The organism is Amycolatopsis alba DSM 44262 (assembly GCF_000384215.1).
Taxonomy (GTDB): Bacteria; Actinomycetota; Actinomycetes; order Mycobacteriales; family Pseudonocardiaceae; genus Amycolatopsis; species Amycolatopsis alba.
This window is the reverse complement of record NZ_KB913032.1, coordinates 1043992-1059160: the sequence shown is the minus strand read 5'-3', so window position 1 is coordinate 1059160 and position 15169 is coordinate 1043992. Positions and strand designations below refer to the sequence as shown.

At 67.2% G+C, this 15169-nt stretch carries 20 protein-coding genes and 1 pseudogene; 9 read left to right on the top strand and 12 right to left on the bottom strand.

Annotated features, from left to right (window positions below; translation table 11 throughout):
* Positions 1 to 14: 14 nt before the first annotated feature.
* The 4 genes and pseudogenes from AMYAL_RS0104745 to AMYAL_RS0104730 form a co-directional block, all read right to left on the bottom strand.
* Complete coding sequence (locus AMYAL_RS0104745) at positions 15 to 1025, bottom strand: iron-containing redox enzyme family protein (RefSeq protein ID WP_020630164.1); 1011 nt, start codon at positions 1023 to 1025, stop codon at positions 15 to 17.
* A gap of 18 nt (positions 1026 to 1043) precedes the next feature.
* Positions 1044 to 2087 carry a carboxylate-amine ligase gene (locus AMYAL_RS0104740; RefSeq protein ID WP_020630163.1) on the bottom strand — a complete coding sequence of 348 codons (1044 nt, stop codon included), beginning with the start codon at positions 2085 to 2087 and terminating at the stop codon, positions 1044 to 1046.
* Positions 2084 to 2647, bottom strand: a pseudogene (locus AMYAL_RS45680) (FAD-dependent oxidoreductase); the annotation flags it as partial. The gene AMYAL_RS0104740 and the pseudogene AMYAL_RS45680, both read right to left, overlap by 4 nt.
* A 473-nt stretch (positions 2648 to 3120) precedes the next feature.
* The gene (locus AMYAL_RS0104730) at positions 3121 to 3399 is read right to left on the bottom strand and encodes an ANTAR domain-containing protein (RefSeq protein ID WP_020630161.1); all 279 of its coding nucleotides are present in this window, start codon (positions 3397 to 3399) and stop codon (positions 3121 to 3123) included.
* A gap of 158 nt (positions 3400 to 3557) precedes the next feature.
* Between AMYAL_RS0104730 and AMYAL_RS0104725 the strand changes: the two genes are divergently transcribed.
* The gene (locus AMYAL_RS0104725; protein WP_039793801.1) at positions 3558 to 3935 is read left to right on the top strand and encodes a hypothetical protein; all 378 of its coding nucleotides are present in this window, start codon (positions 3558 to 3560) and stop codon (positions 3933 to 3935) included.
* A gap of 122 nt (positions 3936 to 4057) precedes the next feature.
* The gene (locus tag AMYAL_RS0104720; RefSeq protein ID WP_026466751.1) at positions 4058 to 4783 is read left to right on the top strand and encodes an ANTAR domain-containing protein; all 726 of its coding nucleotides are present in this window, start codon (positions 4058 to 4060) and stop codon (positions 4781 to 4783) included.
* 200 nt (positions 4784 to 4983) lie between these two features.
* Here the strand turns inward: AMYAL_RS0104720 and AMYAL_RS45675 are convergent, their stop codons facing one another.
* The 3 genes from AMYAL_RS45675 to AMYAL_RS0104705 all read right to left on the bottom strand — a co-directional run bounded on the left by AMYAL_RS45675 (position 4984) and on the right by AMYAL_RS0104705 (position 5860).
* Positions 4984 to 5430: a hypothetical protein gene (locus AMYAL_RS45675; RefSeq protein ID WP_051137509.1), complete on the bottom strand. Its 447-nt coding sequence runs from the start codon at positions 5428 to 5430 to the stop codon at positions 4984 to 4986.
* Between the two features lie 76 nt (positions 5431 to 5506).
* Entirely contained in the window at positions 5507 to 5659 is a 153-nt protein-coding gene (locus AMYAL_RS49185; RefSeq protein ID WP_020630158.1) for a hypothetical protein, read from the bottom strand.
* A gap of 21 nt (positions 5660 to 5680) precedes the next feature.
* Positions 5681 to 5860, bottom strand: coding sequence for a hypothetical protein (locus AMYAL_RS0104705; RefSeq protein WP_020630157.1), 180 nt, complete (start codon positions 5858 to 5860; stop codon positions 5681 to 5683).
* 498 nt (positions 5861 to 6358) lie between these two features.
* On the opposite strand from AMYAL_RS0104705, the gene AMYAL_RS0104700 reads away from it, so the two are divergent.
* On the top strand, positions 6359 to 6562 hold the full coding sequence (locus AMYAL_RS0104700) for a hypothetical protein (protein WP_051137508.1): 204 nt from the start codon (positions 6359 to 6361) through the stop codon (positions 6560 to 6562).
* Between the two features lie 527 nt (positions 6563 to 7089).
* Here the strand turns inward: AMYAL_RS0104700 and AMYAL_RS0104695 are convergent.
* On the bottom strand, positions 7090 to 7515 hold the full coding sequence (locus AMYAL_RS0104695) for a DUF6292 family protein (RefSeq protein WP_020630155.1): 426 nt from the start codon (positions 7513 to 7515) through the stop codon (positions 7090 to 7092).
* A gap of 90 nt (positions 7516 to 7605) precedes the next feature.
* A complete protein-coding gene (locus AMYAL_RS0104690; RefSeq protein ID WP_020630154.1) occupies positions 7606 to 8046 on the bottom strand; it encodes an Hsp20/alpha crystallin family protein in 441 nt (146 codons plus the stop codon).
* A 104-nt stretch (positions 8047 to 8150) separates the two neighbouring features.
* On the opposite strand from AMYAL_RS0104690, the gene AMYAL_RS0104685 reads away from it, so the two are divergent.
* The 4 genes from AMYAL_RS0104685 (at position 8151) to AMYAL_RS0104670 (ending at position 10484) form a co-directional block, all read left to right on the top strand.
* Entirely contained in the window at positions 8151 to 8759 is a 609-nt protein-coding gene (locus AMYAL_RS0104685) for a hypothetical protein (RefSeq protein ID WP_020630153.1), read from the top strand.
* 83 nt (positions 8760 to 8842) lie between these two features.
* Complete coding sequence (locus tag AMYAL_RS48310) at positions 8843 to 9031, top strand: hypothetical protein (protein WP_020630152.1); 189 nt, start codon at positions 8843 to 8845, stop codon at positions 9029 to 9031.
* On the top strand, positions 9031 to 9246 hold the full coding sequence (locus AMYAL_RS0104675) for a hypothetical protein (protein ID WP_020630151.1): 216 nt from the start codon (positions 9031 to 9033) through the stop codon (positions 9244 to 9246). The genes AMYAL_RS48310 and AMYAL_RS0104675 overlap by 1 nt, the downstream gene beginning before the upstream one ends.
* Positions 9247 to 9680: 434 nt before the next feature.
* On the top strand, positions 9681 to 10484 hold the full coding sequence (locus AMYAL_RS0104670; protein ID WP_020630150.1) for a GAF and ANTAR domain-containing protein: 804 nt from the start codon (positions 9681 to 9683) through the stop codon (positions 10482 to 10484).
* A 31-nt stretch (positions 10485 to 10515) separates the two neighbouring features.
* Here AMYAL_RS0104670 and AMYAL_RS0104665 read toward each other — a convergent pair whose 3' ends face one another.
* Positions 10516 to 11394, bottom strand: a complete 879-nt coding sequence (locus tag AMYAL_RS0104665; protein ID WP_020630149.1) for a LysR family transcriptional regulator — start codon at positions 11392 to 11394, stop codon at positions 10516 to 10518.
* Between the two features lie 254 nt (positions 11395 to 11648).
* Between AMYAL_RS0104665 and AMYAL_RS0104660 the strand changes: the two genes are divergently transcribed.
* On the top strand, positions 11649 to 12833 hold the full coding sequence (locus AMYAL_RS0104660; protein ID WP_020630148.1) for an MFS transporter: 1185 nt from the start codon (positions 11649 to 11651) through the stop codon (positions 12831 to 12833).
* A 73-nt stretch (positions 12834 to 12906) separates the two neighbouring features.
* Here AMYAL_RS0104660 and AMYAL_RS0104655 read toward each other — a convergent pair whose 3' ends face one another.
* Positions 12907 to 13122, bottom strand: coding sequence for a hypothetical protein (locus AMYAL_RS0104655; protein WP_020630147.1), 216 nt, complete (start codon positions 13120 to 13122; stop codon positions 12907 to 12909).
* A 391-nt stretch (positions 13123 to 13513) separates the two neighbouring features.
* Here AMYAL_RS0104655 and AMYAL_RS0104650 point away from each other — a divergent pair, with 391 nt between their 5' ends.
* Complete coding sequence (locus tag AMYAL_RS0104650; protein ID WP_020630146.1) at positions 13514 to 14197, top strand: HNH endonuclease family protein; 684 nt, start codon at positions 13514 to 13516, stop codon at positions 14195 to 14197.
* 209 nt (positions 14198 to 14406) lie between these two features.
* On the opposite strand, the gene AMYAL_RS0104645 is transcribed toward AMYAL_RS0104650, so the two are convergent.
* Positions 14407 to 14874, bottom strand: coding sequence for an SRPBCC family protein (locus AMYAL_RS0104645; protein ID WP_020630145.1), 468 nt, complete (start codon positions 14872 to 14874; stop codon positions 14407 to 14409).
* Positions 14875 to 15169: the final 295 nt, after the last annotated feature.

The window sequence follows — 15169 nt, the reverse complement described above, 5'->3', positions numbered from 1 at the left end:
TTCGGCGCCGACGGTCACGGCAAGGGGTGCAACGGCCTGAGGAGTGAGGTCTCACCGGCCGACCAGGCGCCGAGCAGGTGCTCGGTCAGCCGGTTTTCCAGCAGGTCGGTGGCCTGGATGCCCAGCGCGACGTCCGCGGCGAGCTCCGGCTCCCGTTCCAGCAGATCGCCGACGACGTCGTGCCGCAGCACCTGCTCGTGCACGGCGTCGGCCTCGATGTGCTCGGTGTAGAAGTACCGGCATTCGGCCGCCCCGCCCAGGCGTCGCAGTGCCTCGTCCATCCGCCGGGCCGACGGCGCGGTGGTGATCTCGGCACTGGCGAAATGCCCGACGAGAGCGCCTCGGAGACCGCGGTGCAGGCCGAACAGCGACATCATGTTCACCGTCGCGAGTGTGCAAGCGGGGACGTGGTCGAGGTAGGCGAGGTAGCCCGGTGAAAGACCGGCTCCGGTCAGCAGGTCGGCGAACAGCTGTGAATGGGCCTGTTCGGCTCGTCCGCCGCCGAATTCGTCGAACTCGACGGCCACCAGCGCGGCCTTGGCCCGGCCGCGCAGCCGCGGGATCACCCACGCGTGCGGATCGCTTTCCTTGAGGTGGTAGATCGACCGATGGGCGAAGAACTCCTCGACGTGCCACCATTCGCCTTCGTCGCGTAGGAAGTGCGAGACGCCTTCGCCATCGACGGGTTCGATCAGCATTTCGTCGAGCAGAGTCTCGACGTCGTCCCCTCCGGGTACGGCGCCGCGAAGCCCGTCGAGGAACGTCCGTTCCAGCGCGGCACGGAAGCCGAGCAAGCGCGTGTCCCACTCCCAGCCGTCGTCCACGCCCGTGAAACCCTGGTAGTGGAGTTCGTAGCAGACGTGCAGGGCCAGCTGGAGGTCTTCGCCGAACGGGTCGGCGTCGAGCGCGGCGTCCAGGTCGAAGTCGTCGTGGCGGCCGCCCGTCAGGGTGTCCACAACAGCGGCCGAGAGCGGGCCGCGGATTTTGGGCAGCGTCGCTGCCACCGCGCGGTCGATCGTCGTCATGATCGCGGAGTACCCGATCTACGGGTGCGGAACCGTTTCCTCGGTCAGCATCCGCAACACTGCGACCTCGCCGTCGGCCGCCGCCCGCCGTTGCCGTTCGGCGCCGGTGCCTTCGTGCTCCAGCTGATCGAGCAGTGAGCGCACGAGATCGCCGTCGCCGGTGTCCTCGAGCGCCTGCCGGACATGCCCCAGCAGCGCGGCCATCCGGTCATTGGCGTTCACGGGTTTGCCCGCGACCGGGTCGACGGCGGGGCCGGTGAGCCCGTACCGGGCGGCTGTCCAGACGGCGGCGCCCGCGACCTGCGGATCCATGGGCGCGGCCTCCACGCCGTGGTTGAGGTCGTCGAGCGCGGTGAGCACCAGCGCGCGGGTGAGGAGTCCTTGCAGGATGGCCTCGTCCACGGTGGACGCGGTGTCGGCCGCGCGGACCTCGACCGCCGACCCGCGCGAAGACGGCCCGGCGAGCCAGAATGCCTGATCCCCGTCGAGCAGGACGCCACAGTCCACCAGGCGATCGACCTGCCGGTCGTAGTCGGCGGCGTCGGCGAAATGGGGTGGAAGACCGGAGCCGGAGAAACGGCTCTGCTCCACCATCCGCCAGCTCTCGTATCCGGTGTCGAGACCGCCGTCGAACGGGGAGTTCGCCGAGAGCGCCAGCAGGATCGGCAGCCATTCGGACACGTGGTTCACGACGGCGACCGCGGTCTCCCGGTCGGACACCTCGACGTGCACGCGACATCCGCAAGCTTCGTAGGACTTGGCGACGCCTGCGTGCCGCAAAGGAGTGCCTGAGGCGATGATGGCGCAGTCCTCCCCGGACGCCGCCTCGGCGATCGAACGCCGCCCGGCGGTCAGGTGCTCGTATAACTCGCCGACCGTGCCGCAGAAGCCCGAGACGGACTCGATCTGCGTCGGCCGCAGCTCGTGACGCACGGCGGCGCCGTCCGGTAGCGGGCAGCAGACCCGGTGCCGCGCGACCACCGCCTCGGCACGTGGGCAGCTCACCCCGGTTCTCGGATCGACCAGGAGGAACTCCTCCTCGACCACGATCCCGGCTGTCACCGGGTACCCTTCTTGGGCAGCGCGCGCACGGCCGGTCCTTGGATCACCGAGCCGTCGAGGCCGAACCTCGAACCGTGGCAGGGGCAATCCCAGGTTTTTTCGGCGTTGTTGAACGCCACCAGGCAGCCGAGATGGGTGCAATGGGCGCCGACCGTGTGCAGTTCTCCGCTCTCGTCGCGGTAGGCGGCGACGAGTTCGCCACCGTCGCGGGTCACCTTGGCCTCGCCGGGCGCGAGCACGTCCGGGGAAGCGGGTTTCCGTATCGCGCTGAGGTGGTCGCCGATCAGGAACTTGGCCACGGTGACGTTGTTCTCCACGGTGGAGAGCGCGGAGCGGAGGTCGAATCGGTTCGGGTCGTACAGACCCGCGGACGGATTGTCCCGGCCGGTCAGGAGATCGGCCAGCAGCAGTCCCGCGGCGGTGCCGCCGGTCATGCCCCATTGCCCGAACCCGGTGGCGACCCAGAGATGACGACTGGCCGGGTGGTAGCGCCCCACGTAGGGGACGGAGTCCAGTGTGGACAGATCGTGCGCGGACCAGCGGTGCGTTTTCGGATGAAGCAGCTACTTCTAACGGATCCCGTTTGGCTATTGAATCAAATTCAATAGCTCGGCGAGGGAAGACGCTATCGCCAAGTTCGCGTTAGCGGGCACGACGCGCGGAACCTGGCCGACGACGGCGGCATCCTGGACCAGGTCGTGCTCGTCGACGGCAACGCGGCCTGGCGAAGGATCTGGCCCTTGGCCCCAGACGCCCCCGTCTGCCCGTCGGCTGTCGCCGACTTCGCATTCGAAGGCAGGTGCAGGGACGAACTCCAGAAGCAGGTGGCGATCGCTGAGGGGCTGGAGAGTGTGTGCGCGGCTTGTCGTGACGCGGTGGAGTTCGTCGATGCGGTGGGTTTGACCCTTATTACCGATGTCACGCCCGGAAGCCGGAGTCGGTGGTGCCGGCGTTGCCCTCGAACATGTGGATGCTCAGGTGCCGATACTGGATCGCTCCGGCGATGCTGCTCGCCCCGGGAACGGCGTTGTGGTCAGGTGGCGTCCTGGGGTAGGCGCAGACGGCCAGTGATGACGTCGCGGGCGACATCGATGATCGCTCGCTGGTGGCTGAAGGCGTAGGCCTTGAGACGGACGAGAGCGTCGTCGACCGGGGTGGCGTGGCGGCCGCACAGGATCCCGGCGGCTTGATGCACCACCGCCCGGTGAAACGGGGGTTTCTCCGGTTCGCTGCTGCCGGAACTCCAGGCCAAGGTTTCGGGTTGGAGCAGATCGGTGAGTGCCGTGGCTGCGGCTATCCGGTTGTCGCTCATCGGCCCGGTCTTTCGTCGATGGCACATCATCGCGCCGACGCAGGTTGGTCCGAGGGCCATGGGGAAGGCGAAGACGGCGCGCACGCCGAGCCGCAGGGCGTGGTCGGTGAATCCTGGCCAGCGAGAGGTCGGGGCACAGTATTGGCTCGTGGCGGGTGATGGCGTCGAAGACAGGCCCTTCTCCCGCCGCGTATTGGTCGTCGTCGAGCCGGGCACTGATCTTGTCGCTGAACCAGGTCATCTCGATGCTGGCGGCGGTCGTCACGGAGATGGTGATCCCGTCGACGCCCAGCCGGGTGAGGTCGATCTTGCTTGATGTCATCTTCGCCTCCAACCTCGAGGTCAGGCACGCCCTACGGCTTATACCGGGCACTTGGAAGCAGATCCAGGCAGGCGAGCCCAGCGGTGAAGGCTGGCTGCCTGACCTCATTCTGGAATCAGAGTTTAAGCAAGCGGAAATTCGGGAACAAGTGCTGTCATTCTGCTGGCGGCCGTTACACCGACAGCGCGGACAATCACAGATCAGTTGTGAATAATTGCCAATGGTTTCTTCCTGTTGAGTGCGTTAATATATCTCTCCGGTTCATCGTGAAGCTCGCAGGTTTCCCGTGCCCGCAGGGGGCTGTGGATGACTGACCAGAGCGCTGGGGAGGTAGCGGTGGCCACGGAACGCGAGGCGCGCATCGCTGATGCGGTACTCGATCTCTCCCATCGTGCGGGGGAACCGGATGCTCCGGATCTGCTCGGTGCTCTCGCGTTCCACGTTCACGATCTTCTGACTGTCCAGGCCGCCGGCGTCACCCAGCTGGACGGGCAGGGCAGGGCCGGTCGCACGGTCGCGTCGACCAGGCTGTGCCGAGATCTGCTGAACATGCAGCTGAGGATGGCCGAAGGCCCGTGCTGGGACAGCGTGTACAGCCAGGAATCCTTGGGGCCGGTCAGGTTTGGCGCCAGCGATCCGCGGTGGCCGCGGTTCGATCGGTATGCCGGTTCGGCCGGTATTACCGCCATCACCGCGATTCCCGTGCGCACGCAAAACGCGAAGGCGGGTGTTCTGATGCTCATGAACACCAGGGAGCCGGTGTTGTCGAGCCTGGAGATGAGGGTGGCTCGGGCCCTCGCCGACGCGGCCACCGCGTGCGTCACGCAGCGCCACTCGATGCGCGATCTCCGCCAGACCGTGGAGCAGCTTCACGGCGCGCTGCACAGCCGCGTCGTGATCGAGCAAGAGAAAGGGGTGCTGTCCGAGCGTTTCGGTGTCTCGGTGGGTGAGGCGTTCAGCCGGTTGCGCGCCCACGCGCGCCGGAGAAGCCTGAAGATGCGAGACATGGCGTCTGACATCGCCGCGGGTGGCGGCCCCGAGGAACTCAACCCGCGGCGATAAGGGACTACGGGAACAGCAGCGACAGCGCAGGGCCGACGTGGCGAGCGTCAGGACGCCTACGATCCTGACGCGTCGCCACCTGGATCCGACCCGGTAAGGGTGGCTGTAGGCGAGCAGCCGTTGGAGATGCTCGGGTTCGTCCTGGCGTCTGATGATGTCGGCTGAACGGTCCGGCGGCACTGGACGGGAACGCGGCGTAGTCACGACAGCGGGAACAGCGGGCCGAAGAGGTCTCGCCATTCCTTGAGCGTGTCACCGGTCCGCCCCTGACGTTCCAGGTTGATCGCGGTGGTGCACGCGGCTTCCGCGTCGCGCGGCGCGGCCCGCGTGCGGGCCATCTTGAATGGATCGGTGTCCAGTGAGCCGGGCACGTTGGGACCGAGCTTCGCCGGGCGCCCACCCCTCGGCGATCCGGTCTGCGGCGCCAGCGAAGAACTCGCGTAGTTCGCGTCGATGGTCGCCGTCCACGGGCCGCCGATCAAGTTGAGGGCGATGACCTCGATGAGGAATGACGGCTCGACCGGATGGTCGTGCATGTCGTTCCACTTCTTGATCATCTTTACCAGTGGCTTCCACTGCTCGACACCCTTACGTTCGCAGAGGGCAACGTATCCGGCCAGCGCACTGACCGCGCGCTCCGCCACCATGGTGCCCCAGGCCTTCTTCGCGGCTGTGAAAGTCGATCAAAGGCAGGTCGTCGGGATCGCCTTGCTGTGCCCTGTTTCAGGATCGCCGTTCCGAATCGAAGACTCGGTCGGCGAAGGACTCGGCCACGACGCCCGGCCATTGTCTGGTGGGCGGGAAACCCTGCGCGTAGTTTCCCGCCGGACCGGATTCGTCCTTCGTGTCGTCGACGAGCCGCGTCGTCAGGGGCACGCGGCTGCGAACTCCTGCTTGTCAGTCACCTGTTTTCGGCTGAGGCGGTTTGCCATCGGCGTCGGCTGCGTCGGCGATTCGGTTGATGGCCTCGGAGACCGCGAGGGTCGCGTGCACCTGGGCGACCGCGTTGAGGTTCTTGTTGACTGCCTCGACGGCTCGCTCCTCGTGACGCTCGGATTCGTTCCGAAAGTCATTCATATTCACCACTCTCCCGTGAAGCGCCTGTTCGCTGATATTTCCCTGGTGGGTGTGGTCGCGAACCTCGAAGTCGGGTTTTCACGCGAAAGCGGTGAGACGGTCAGCCGGATGGACGTGCGCCGGATAGGCGCACGTTGCTTTGGGTCGGCATCTTCCCCATGCTGTGCCGGGGCTGGCTCCGGTCGGGTGACGGGTCTGCTCACCGAGGCCTGGGGGTCCGCTAAAAGAGAGTGGCTTTTTTCGCGGCGGCGACAGCGCAGGGCGTTGGTCCTGTGGCCATGTGCCAAGCCGCGCGGATGGTTCGGGCGAATCGAACGAGGATGCGCGCGCGACACGATCAGGCGGTAGGGGAATCGAGTACTCAAGTTCATGCCCGCTTCGCCGATACCTTGAGGACAATCGACCAGTTCGCGAAAGGAATTCATGCGTAGAACCATGAAGTTCGTCACGCCTCTGTTCATGGCTCTCGGTGTCTCTGTGTGCGCCGCGGGACCTGCAATGGCCGAAGGGCCTGTGGAGAACGCGCTCGAAGCCGTCGACAACGTCTTCGGCGGCGGGGTCAACGCCGCCAACAACTGGAACTTCACCGCGGCGGCCGTGTGCCTGCAAGAGGTCGCGGTCGTGCCGGTATTGGGGGACTGGGTCGGAGACCACGCCAACAACTGTTCGAACGGGAACGTGATCGACCACTCCGGGCGGTGAGGAGTCAGACAGCGGTCCCGTGATTTGTCCGGTGGCTCCCGGCCGGACGTTGAGCCTGTGTCCCCTTCTCCTGCCGTGTCGTGTGCTCGACGCCATGCGCGCCAAGCGATGCGACAGTGGCCCACGGGCAGCCTGATCGAGTGTTTTTCTGGCCTGGGTTGAGATCGCGAGATCGTGGAGAGACCTTCATCCGGCTCACGCGCCTGGCCGTCGGTGGCCGGTTCCCAGGGTGTGCACGCACCACAGGGAACCGGCCACGCGTGCGGCGAAGAGGGCGAACGACTGATTCTCGCGCTCGCCGCCATCAGTGGCTGACCGCTTCGGCCCAGGTGACTCAACATCTTTTCCCTGGCAACAATGCGCGTCCGCTGGACTTGGTCCCGCGCCACCCCAGGCAGGGCACTACCGCGGACTTCGCGACGCTCGCACTGCTCACCGGGATCGGCGGGCTTCAGGTACACGCGGCCGGCGGAACAATGCGGCAGTGCTCGGCAACGCCGACTCGGAAGCCGGGAGGCCGACGCTGCTCATCGGGTCGGCCGGCGCGCTTTCGCTGATGGTCGTCCTTCGAGGAGGGCGGCGAGATCCGGCGGGCGCAGCAGGGGTGGTGTGCGCCGGCCGGGGGGATCGGCGTTCTCGCGCAAGGCTTTGACGAAATGCGCCACTTGGACGGCGGGTGGCGCGATGGTGTTTCCGCCGAGGTATCGGACGACGATGAGGTCTTCGCCGGAATGGGTTTCGATCGCGGCTGCCCAGCCATGGATCTCGTTCCACAGCAACGCGGTGTCCCGGCCGGGGTGCGCGCGGAATTCCCCGTCGAGGGCGACATAGGCGGACACGGGGCTGTCCTGGTCGACGGTGCACGACTCCAGCCCGACGCCCAGTGTGCCGGTGACCTCCGCGAGGTACTCCCATACGGCGTCAAGTGGGGGGTGAGGACGACGGCTCGGCATGGCGAGAGTGGCTGTCACTGAGGATCCTCGTTTCGCGTGGTCCGTCCGTGGCGGGACCGATGGTCGTCCCGGTCCCGCCACGGACGGACGTCAGGCCTGGATCTTCTTCCGGTCGGACTCGGAGCCGCTGATCGTGATGCGCCGCGGCTTGGCTTTCTCGGCGACCGGGATCCGCAGGGTCAGCACACCTGCTTCGTAACCGGCCGCGATGCGGTCGGTGTCGAGGGCTTCGCCGAGGAAGAGCTGGCGAGAGAAGACGCCGAGCGGGCGTTCGGAGACCTGCATCTGCACGTCGCCGCCGACGTTCGGCCGCCGTTCCGCCTTGACCGTCAGGACGTTGCGTTCGATGTCCAGCTCGATCGCGTCGGGGGCGACGCCGGGAAGGTCGAAGCAGACGACGAACTCGTCGCCGTCGCGGTAGGCGTCCATCGGCATCGTGGCCGGTTTCGACCAGGTTCCGGAGTTCGTGGCGCCGAACACCTGCTGGGTGAAGCGGTCCAGCTCACGGAACGGGTCGGTGCGCATCAACATCGGGTTCCACCTCCTGGGTTCGCTGTCTGGCGTCAACACGCACTACTGTTCTAGCATGTCATCGAAACGATGACAACCACCGAGTCGTCGAGAGGATGACAAACATGGAGACCGATCTCGCGCATCGGGTGCGCGCGGTGCACGACGTCGTGGTGGCCGCCCGGTCCGGCGCCGCGGACCCGGAGGTGCTCCTGGTCGCGCTGGCGACGTTGCGCGCGGCTCGAGAGGAAATGTCCGCCTGGGAGCCGGAGCTGATCGCGGCCGCCCGTTCCGGAGGCGCCAGCTGGACCGCCCTCGCCCCTGCTCTGGGAGTGGCGAGCCGCCAGGCGGCGGAACGGAGGTTCCTGCGGTTGCGGCCCTCGGCGACCGGTGAGGACACGGGAGAGGCGCGCGTCGGCGCCGAACGCGACCGTCGCGCCGGCGATCGGGCGGTCGCTGAGTGGGCGCGGCGGAACTCGGCGATCCTGCGTCAGCTCGCCGGTCAGGCCGGGGGATTGAACGGCTTGACCGCCGAGGGCAGGGAAAGTGCCGACAAGCTCAGCACGGCGCTCGGCGAGAACGACGCGACCACGCTTCTGGCTCCCCTGGCCGACTTTCGCACGCACTTGACCGGGAAGCACGCCGACTTCGCCGAGCGGCTCGGCGAAGTCGGCGATCACGCGGGGCAGGTGAGACAGGAGGCGATGGAGAGCCGGCGGCGACGCGAAACCTGAGCACGAAACCACGTGTAGCGGAGGTGCGGAGGGGGTATCAGAACGCGTTTCGCTCGCTTGTCACCGGAAAAGGAGAGACCTTGATGACCCCGAGAGTCGATTCCCCGTCTCCCTCCGATGTCATCGCTTCGGCCTTGAAGGTCCTTGTCGCGCAGGGAATTCCTAGCCAGGCCGCGCGGACCACCCTGCAGTCGATGGCACGGGAGCGTGGGCTGCCGGTCACCCGCTGTGCCACGCTCGTCGTGGCCTCGGTGAATGGACGGGTGAACTGATGGACCTCGCGGAAGAACAGACCTCCGGTACGCACCGTGGACTGCCTGAGGCCGCGGCTACCGGCGGGGGAGTCCTGCTGGCCGTCGGGCCGGTGACCGCCTTCTTCACTTGGTGGTCGTGGTGGACCACGGTGGGCATCGCGCTTACCCTCGCGGGCGTGCTGTGGCTCGTGCTGGCCGCCTCCGTGAACACCCGCCGCGCATCGAGGGATTGATGAACCTCGCACCCGTGTCGCCGGTGTTCGGATGCGGTGGCCGGTTCGTGGCGTCGACCATCGTTCACCCCTTCGGCGGGGAACGCTACATCGTGAGGTCGTTCGGACTGTGTGGAGCCGGTCGGAGTGTGGCCTTGGGCGGGCCACTGAGAATGAGGCGAACCGAGCACCTGCCAGCGGGCATGCTGTGCCCCTCCATGGGGTAATTCTTCCTTGGCTCGCCGGTGGCTGGATTCTTGTCGTCGCGGCCGGGAATTCACTCGACAGGTGACTGTGATTGCGTAACTTCGAACCCTGTGCCGATGTCGCCGAGACGATGCCCAAGGTGGCAGATCTCGACGTGGTGGTGTGACGACGCCCGGCGTGCCCGGCTGCCACCTGACATCCGGGATCACCTCATCGTCCGTGTCACGCAGGGCGGGTACGGTGCCCGTATGTCGTCGGAAACAGAGGCTTGGGAACGGGACAAGGCCCGTTTCGTCGCGGATCTGGTATCGCGTGATCACGGGGCGCCACTCGGGCCGCTGGCCCAGCAGTTCGCCACACTGACCTATTCCCTGCTGGATGCTTCCACCACGGCGGAGGTGCTCGACCAGATTGTGCACGCGGCGGTGCACCTCGTGCCCGGCGCCGACATCGTCTCGATCACCCTCCGCTCACCCGACGGCCGCTTCCACACCCCGGTGCGGACCGACAAGTCCGCGGACGAGTTCGACCAGCTGCAATACGAGTACGGCGAAGGACCCTGCGTCGATGCAGCCCGCGAGGACGGGCCGGCGTCCGCAGTCAGCGACGACCTCGCCACCTCCACGACGTGGCCCCGGTTCGGTCCGGCCGCGGCCGAACGTGGCGCGGGAGCGCTGCTGTCGACCGCCCTCGTGCCGGACGCACGGCCACCACGGCTCTCCGGGGCGATCAACATCTACTCCCGCCGTCCGCACGGTCTGGACACCACCGATCAGACCGCCGCGCTGCTGCTGGCCACCCACGCGTCCCTGGCCTTGGCCAACGTCGAGTCCGTGACCCGTGCCCAGCTGGAGGCCGAGCAGCTGAAACGAGCGGTGGATTCCCGTGACGTGATCGGGCAGGCCAAGGGCATCCTGATGGCCCGCCGCGGCATACCGGCCGGAGAGGCGTTCGATCTGCTGCGTCGTACTTCCCAGGACCTCAACGTCAAACTCGTCCGCCTCGCCGAAACCCTCGCCGAGAACCACACTGACCTTCTCGGCGGGAACTGACCCGCGAACGCCGGGGATACGCGGCGGCCGGTCAGCGGTCCGGTAGGCCGAGCAGGTCGAGGAAGGCGTTCGCGGCCGGGGTGCGTCCGACGCCGCTCCAGACGAGGTACTCCACACGCACGGGTGCGTCGGTGATCTCGACGGTGGCGAGACCGGTCAGGTGGGGGACGTAGGCCGAGGGCAGGAGCGCGATCGCCAGCCCCTTCCGCACGAGCCGGGCCATCATGAAGTCCGCGGTGGTGACTTCGAACGCGACCTGACGGTTGAGACCCGCGGCGGCGAACGCCTCGTCCGACTGCGCCCGTGCGGCCGAGTGCGGCGGCAGATCGATGAAGGTCTCGGTGGAGAGACGGGCGAGATCGACGGACGGTTCGCCCGCCAGTGGGTGATCGGGGGCGACGACGGCGACCAGCCGGTCCTGGGCGAGTTCACGGCCGTTGACACCTGCCGGCCGCGCGCTGGTGGGGAGTCCGAGGAAGGCGACCTCGATCTTGCCTTGCCTGACCTGCTCGGCGAGGTCGTCACTGCCGCTGACCCGGATATCCAGCCGGACCTGGGGATATACGGCACGGAACCGGCTCAGCGCGTCCGGGATGTCGACGGCGGCCACGGTGGGGATGAGGCCGAGGGCGAGTTTGCCGCGTACCTCGCCGGTCGCCGCCGCGACGTCGGCGGCCGCTCGCTCGGCGGCGTTGAGGCTCTCGCGGGCGGCGGCCACGAATGCCTGCCCGGCGGGGGTGATGCGTACGTGACGGCTGGTGCGGTCGAACAGCCGCGCGCCCAGTTCCCGTTCCAGGGCGGCGATCTGGCGGCTCAGTGCTGACTGGACGACCAGGCACTGGTGCGCGGCACGGGTGAAGCTGTTCGTCTCGGCGACGGCCAGGACGTAACGCATCTGCTGGAGTTCCATAGATCAATGATGTCTCGGCATCGCTGTGGTTCCGGCATTGCGTTGGACTCATCGACGATGTGCCGTGAGACTCGAGTCGTGGCAAGGCCGGAACGGGACTCCGGAGGGGAACGGATCGCTGCTCGGCCGGATGGCGGGGCGGGCATCCCCTCGTTCCACGTTCGCAGTCTTGCCGGCGGCCGGAATCGCGATCGCGGTTTCTCCTGACCGCACATTCCTTTCCCGCTCGTGCGGGAACATTCAGAGGGACACATATGACCACTGTCGGTACTGGACCACGCTCACAGCTGCGGGCGTGGCTGGGCGTCGCGGCCATCACCGCGAGCCTGTTCGTCTTCGTCACCACCGAGTTGATGCCCGTCGGACTGCTCACCCCGGTCAGCGCGGGCCTGTCCATCTCCGTCGGCGTCGCGGGCATGATGGTGACGCTGTACGGCATCTCCGCGGGCGTCGGGGTGCCGTTCCTGGTCGCGTGGAGCCGCACGGTGAACCGCCGCGTTCTCCTCGCCACCCTGCTGGCGATCATGGCGGCCGGCAACCTCGTCACGGCCGTATCGCCTAACTTCCCGATCGTCCTGGCCGCCCGGCTCGTCACCGGTTTCGCACACGGTGTGTTCTGGGCGATCGGCGTCGCCATGGCGATGCGCCTCGTCCCCGGCGAGAAGGTGGGCAAGGCCGCCGCGGTCGTACTGTCCGGGATGTCGATCGCCACCGTCGTGGGCATGCCACTGGGCACGTTCCTCGAGAGCCTCACCGACTGGCGCACCACGTTCCTCATCTGGAGCGGCCTGAGCCTCGCGGTGCTCCTCGCCGTCGTGCTCACGCTGCCCTCGCTGCCGTCGCAGAGCGCCATCCCGGTGCGGGAGGTGTTCGCACTGCCGATGAGGAACAGGCGGCTGCGGGCCGTGATGAGCACCGTCGCGCTGTACGTGCTCGGGCACTTCGGCGCGTACACGTTCATCCGCCCCTTCATCGAGCAGCGCACCGGGGCGTCGGCGGCCTGGGTGACCGGGCTGCTGATCGTCTTCGGGATCGGTGGCGCGGTCGGCAACTTCGTCGCCGGGCACACGGTGGCCAGGAACACGCGCACGACGTTTGTCGCCGCCTGCGCGGGGCTGGTCGCCTCGCTGTCGCTGCTCCTGCTCTTCGGCGACAGCCCGGCGGGCCTGGCGATCGCCGTGGTGGTGTGGGGGGTGTCCTTCGGCGCCGCCAACCTCTGCCAGGTCAACATGATGCTCGCCGCGGCCCCGGACACCTTCGAGGCCGCCATGTCGCTCAACACCATGGGCTACAACATCGCGATCGCTCTCGGCGCCTTGCTCGGCGGAGTGTTCGCGGGCGGATTCGGCACCGTCGGCGCGGTCTGGCTCGGCGTCGCGCTGACGGTGACCGCACTGCTGACAGCTTTAGGCTCACACCGCGACACCACGCGAACCTGAGAAGACCGCAGCTCCGCCGGCCGTCCCAGTCTGCGTGCCTTGTCGCCAGTGGTAAGTCCGCGTCGGTGGCCGCTCAGGCGTTGCGCCTCTCGGTCACGGAGTCGGTGTTTTCGTGAGTTTCGACGACCTCGGTCGCGCCCCGTTTGCCGAAGGCGGCCCATAGGTTGAAGCCAATGATGCCGATGCCGGCGGCCAGCCAGAGCCAGAGAAAGCCGGTGTTGCGTCCGATCCCGCTGAAGAGGACGAACAAGAGGATGGCTGCTCCGAACACCGCACCGAAGATCGCCATGGGCTTGGACGGTCTCACCCGGAAAGAGGTCACTGGTCAGAGCTCCATTCGTATTGTCCCGCAACGGATCCGAGATGCCCCGAGACCGATCGGATCAAACATACTTTTGGCGGTCACGCTTTCCGGCGTTGTCGGCCCACTGCGGCTTCGCCGATCCGCTCGGCGTCGATGCGGGATAGAACCCCAGTGGTGGCTGCTGCTCCGAAGATGCCGGTCTGAACGTTCATGGTGGCCTGGCCCGCTCCGGCGACTCCGGTGCGAACACGGAACCGGCCTGAAAGTAGTCGTACGAAGGAAAGTTGCGCTGTTCGCCAGTTACGCCGGAGTCGCCGGTCCCGTTTACTGCTCCCTGTGAGTGCTTGACGGGGCTCGCCAACGGGAAGGAAGCAGTGTGGTCGGCGCGGGGCGGACGGTCTGGGCGAAGTTCGTGCGGGGAGGGATCGCTGTGGTGCTGTCCGCTTCGGTGGTCGCGTGTGAGGTGCCTCGGGCCGCACCGGCCGCTCCGGACGGCAACTCAGTCGCCGGCGCGGCGCCCGCGGTTCCGGTGGGGGAGGCGCGGAAGTTGCTGGGGACGTTGCGGGTCGCGGTCCGCGGGGTACTGGACGGGTATGACCGCGACAAGTTCCCGCACTGGAAGACGGTGTCCGGCAGTTGCAACGTGCGCGAGGAATTGCTGAAGCGCGCCGGTGGGAACGTGGAGGTCGACGCGGAGTGCAACGCGGTCTCGGGGTCTTGGCGCAGCCCTTACGACGGCGAGACGTGGCGGAAGGCCTCCGATGTCGATGTGGACCACGTGGTGCCGCTGGCCCATGCGTGGGTCAGCGGCGCGAAGTCGTGGGACCAGGCCAGGCGGGAGCAGTTCGCCAACGACCTGACCCGGCCGCAGCTGCTGGTGGTGACCGACAACGTCAACCAGGAAAAGGGCGACAAAGCGCCGGATGAGTGGAAGCCGCCGCTGGTGTCTTTCTGGTGTACGTACGCGACCGACTGGATCGTCGTCAAAGCCGGGTACGGGCTGTCGATCACTGTGCCGGAACGGACCGCGCTGACGAGCATGCTCGACCGTTGCGGTTGACTCGAACCCACGCCTGCCGCCACTGACGAGCACGGCCGGCGACCTGCGGGCTGTCACGGGTCGCGTCTTGACGACGCAAGGATCGGGGCCGGATCCTTGGTGGTGATCCGGCCCCGATCTGTGCAAACGGCCTGGGCCGTGAGGACCGGCCGTCCTGCCTCGCCCTGTCGTGGGCAACGACCCTGAATCGGCGAGGAGGTCTTGAAGGGTCAGGATTGGCCGGGACGGTCCACGTCACCACGCCAGGCACCGGTCTCGGAGCCGCCACGGTTTTCGAGGAAGTCCTTGAACCGGTCGAGGTCGCCTTGGACGCGCCGGTCGAGGATGCCGAGTTTGTCGGCGACGTTCTCCACGAAGCCGTCGGGGTCGATGTCCATCTGGACGGTGACCCTGGTGTGGTGTTCGTCGAGGCGGTGCACCGTGACGACACCGGCGTGGTTCGGGCCGTCGTCGGACTTCCAGGCGACCCTTTCGTCGGGGTGCTGCTCGGTGATGGTCGCGTCGAACTCGCGGATCACCCCCGCGATGCTGACCGTCCAATGTGTATGGGTGTTGTCACGCTGTTCGATCCGGTCCACGCCTTCCATGAACCGCGGGAACTCGGTGAACTGGGTCCACTGGTTGTAGACATCGGTGACCGGCGCCTCGACGTCGACGGACTTGGTGATCGTGCTCATCAAGTGCCTCCTTGGGGGCTGGTCTGTTTCGTGTGTGCCTCCTGATACCCCCTCACGATCGGCTGAAACCCGGCGGCCGGGCATTTCGGGGCGAAGCCGGCCTGATGAGATACTCAGGCCCAGGATCGAGGAACTCAGGGCCACGGAGGTCGCCTGGGACCGGACGGCAACCGTTTCCGCGTCGCCGGCCTCGGCAACGGGCCTTCCGGCTGACCCGCACGATGGAGACGAAAGGCCGGACTGGTTCCATGCGTCACGAGGACATCGAGCGGGTATAACGCGATCGCGAGACGAA

Coding starts and splice junctions, on each gene's coding strand:
- AMYAL_RS0104745 (WP_020630164.1), bottom strand. CDS start 1,025: ATGACGACGATCGACCGCGCGGTGGCAGCGACGCTGCCCAAAATCCGC.
- AMYAL_RS0104730 (WP_020630161.1), bottom strand. CDS start 3,399: ATGAGCGACAACCGGATAGCCGCAGCCACGGCACTCACCGATCTGCTC.
- AMYAL_RS0104725 (WP_039793801.1), top strand. CDS start 3,558: ATGGCGTCGAAGACAGGCCCTTCTCCCGCCGCGTATTGGTCGTCGTCG.
- AMYAL_RS45675 (WP_051137509.1), bottom strand. CDS start 5,430: ATGGTGGCGGAGCGCGCGGTCAGTGCGCTGGCCGGATACGTTGCCCTC.
- AMYAL_RS0104705 (WP_020630157.1), bottom strand. CDS start 5,860: ATGAATGACTTTCGGAACGAATCCGAGCGTCACGAGGAGCGAGCCGTC.
- AMYAL_RS0104700 (WP_051137508.1), top strand. CDS start 6,359: ATGGCCGAAGGGCCTGTGGAGAACGCGCTCGAAGCCGTCGACAACGTC.
- AMYAL_RS0104695 (WP_020630155.1), bottom strand. CDS start 7,515: ATGCCGAGCCGTCGTCCTCACCCCCCACTTGACGCCGTATGGGAGTAC.
- AMYAL_RS0104690 (WP_020630154.1), bottom strand. CDS start 8,046: ATGTTGATGCGCACCGACCCGTTCCGTGAGCTGGACCGCTTCACCCAG.
- AMYAL_RS0104685 (WP_020630153.1), top strand. CDS start 8,151: ATGGAGACCGATCTCGCGCATCGGGTGCGCGCGGTGCACGACGTCGTG.
- AMYAL_RS48310 (WP_020630152.1), top strand. CDS start 8,843: ATGACCCCGAGAGTCGATTCCCCGTCTCCCTCCGATGTCATCGCTTCG.
- AMYAL_RS0104675 (WP_020630151.1), top strand. CDS start 9,031: ATGGACCTCGCGGAAGAACAGACCTCCGGTACGCACCGTGGACTGCCT.
- AMYAL_RS0104670 (WP_020630150.1), top strand. CDS start 9,681: ATGTCGTCGGAAACAGAGGCTTGGGAACGGGACAAGGCCCGTTTCGTC.
- AMYAL_RS0104665 (WP_020630149.1), bottom strand. CDS start 11,394: ATGGAACTCCAGCAGATGCGTTACGTCCTGGCCGTCGCCGAGACGAAC.
- AMYAL_RS0104660 (WP_020630148.1), top strand. CDS start 11,649: ATGACCACTGTCGGTACTGGACCACGCTCACAGCTGCGGGCGTGGCTG.
- AMYAL_RS0104655 (WP_020630147.1), bottom strand. CDS start 13,122: ATGGCGATCTTCGGTGCGGTGTTCGGAGCAGCCATCCTCTTGTTCGTC.
- AMYAL_RS0104645 (WP_020630145.1), bottom strand. CDS start 14,874: ATGAGCACGATCACCAAGTCCGTCGACGTCGAGGCGCCGGTCACCGAT.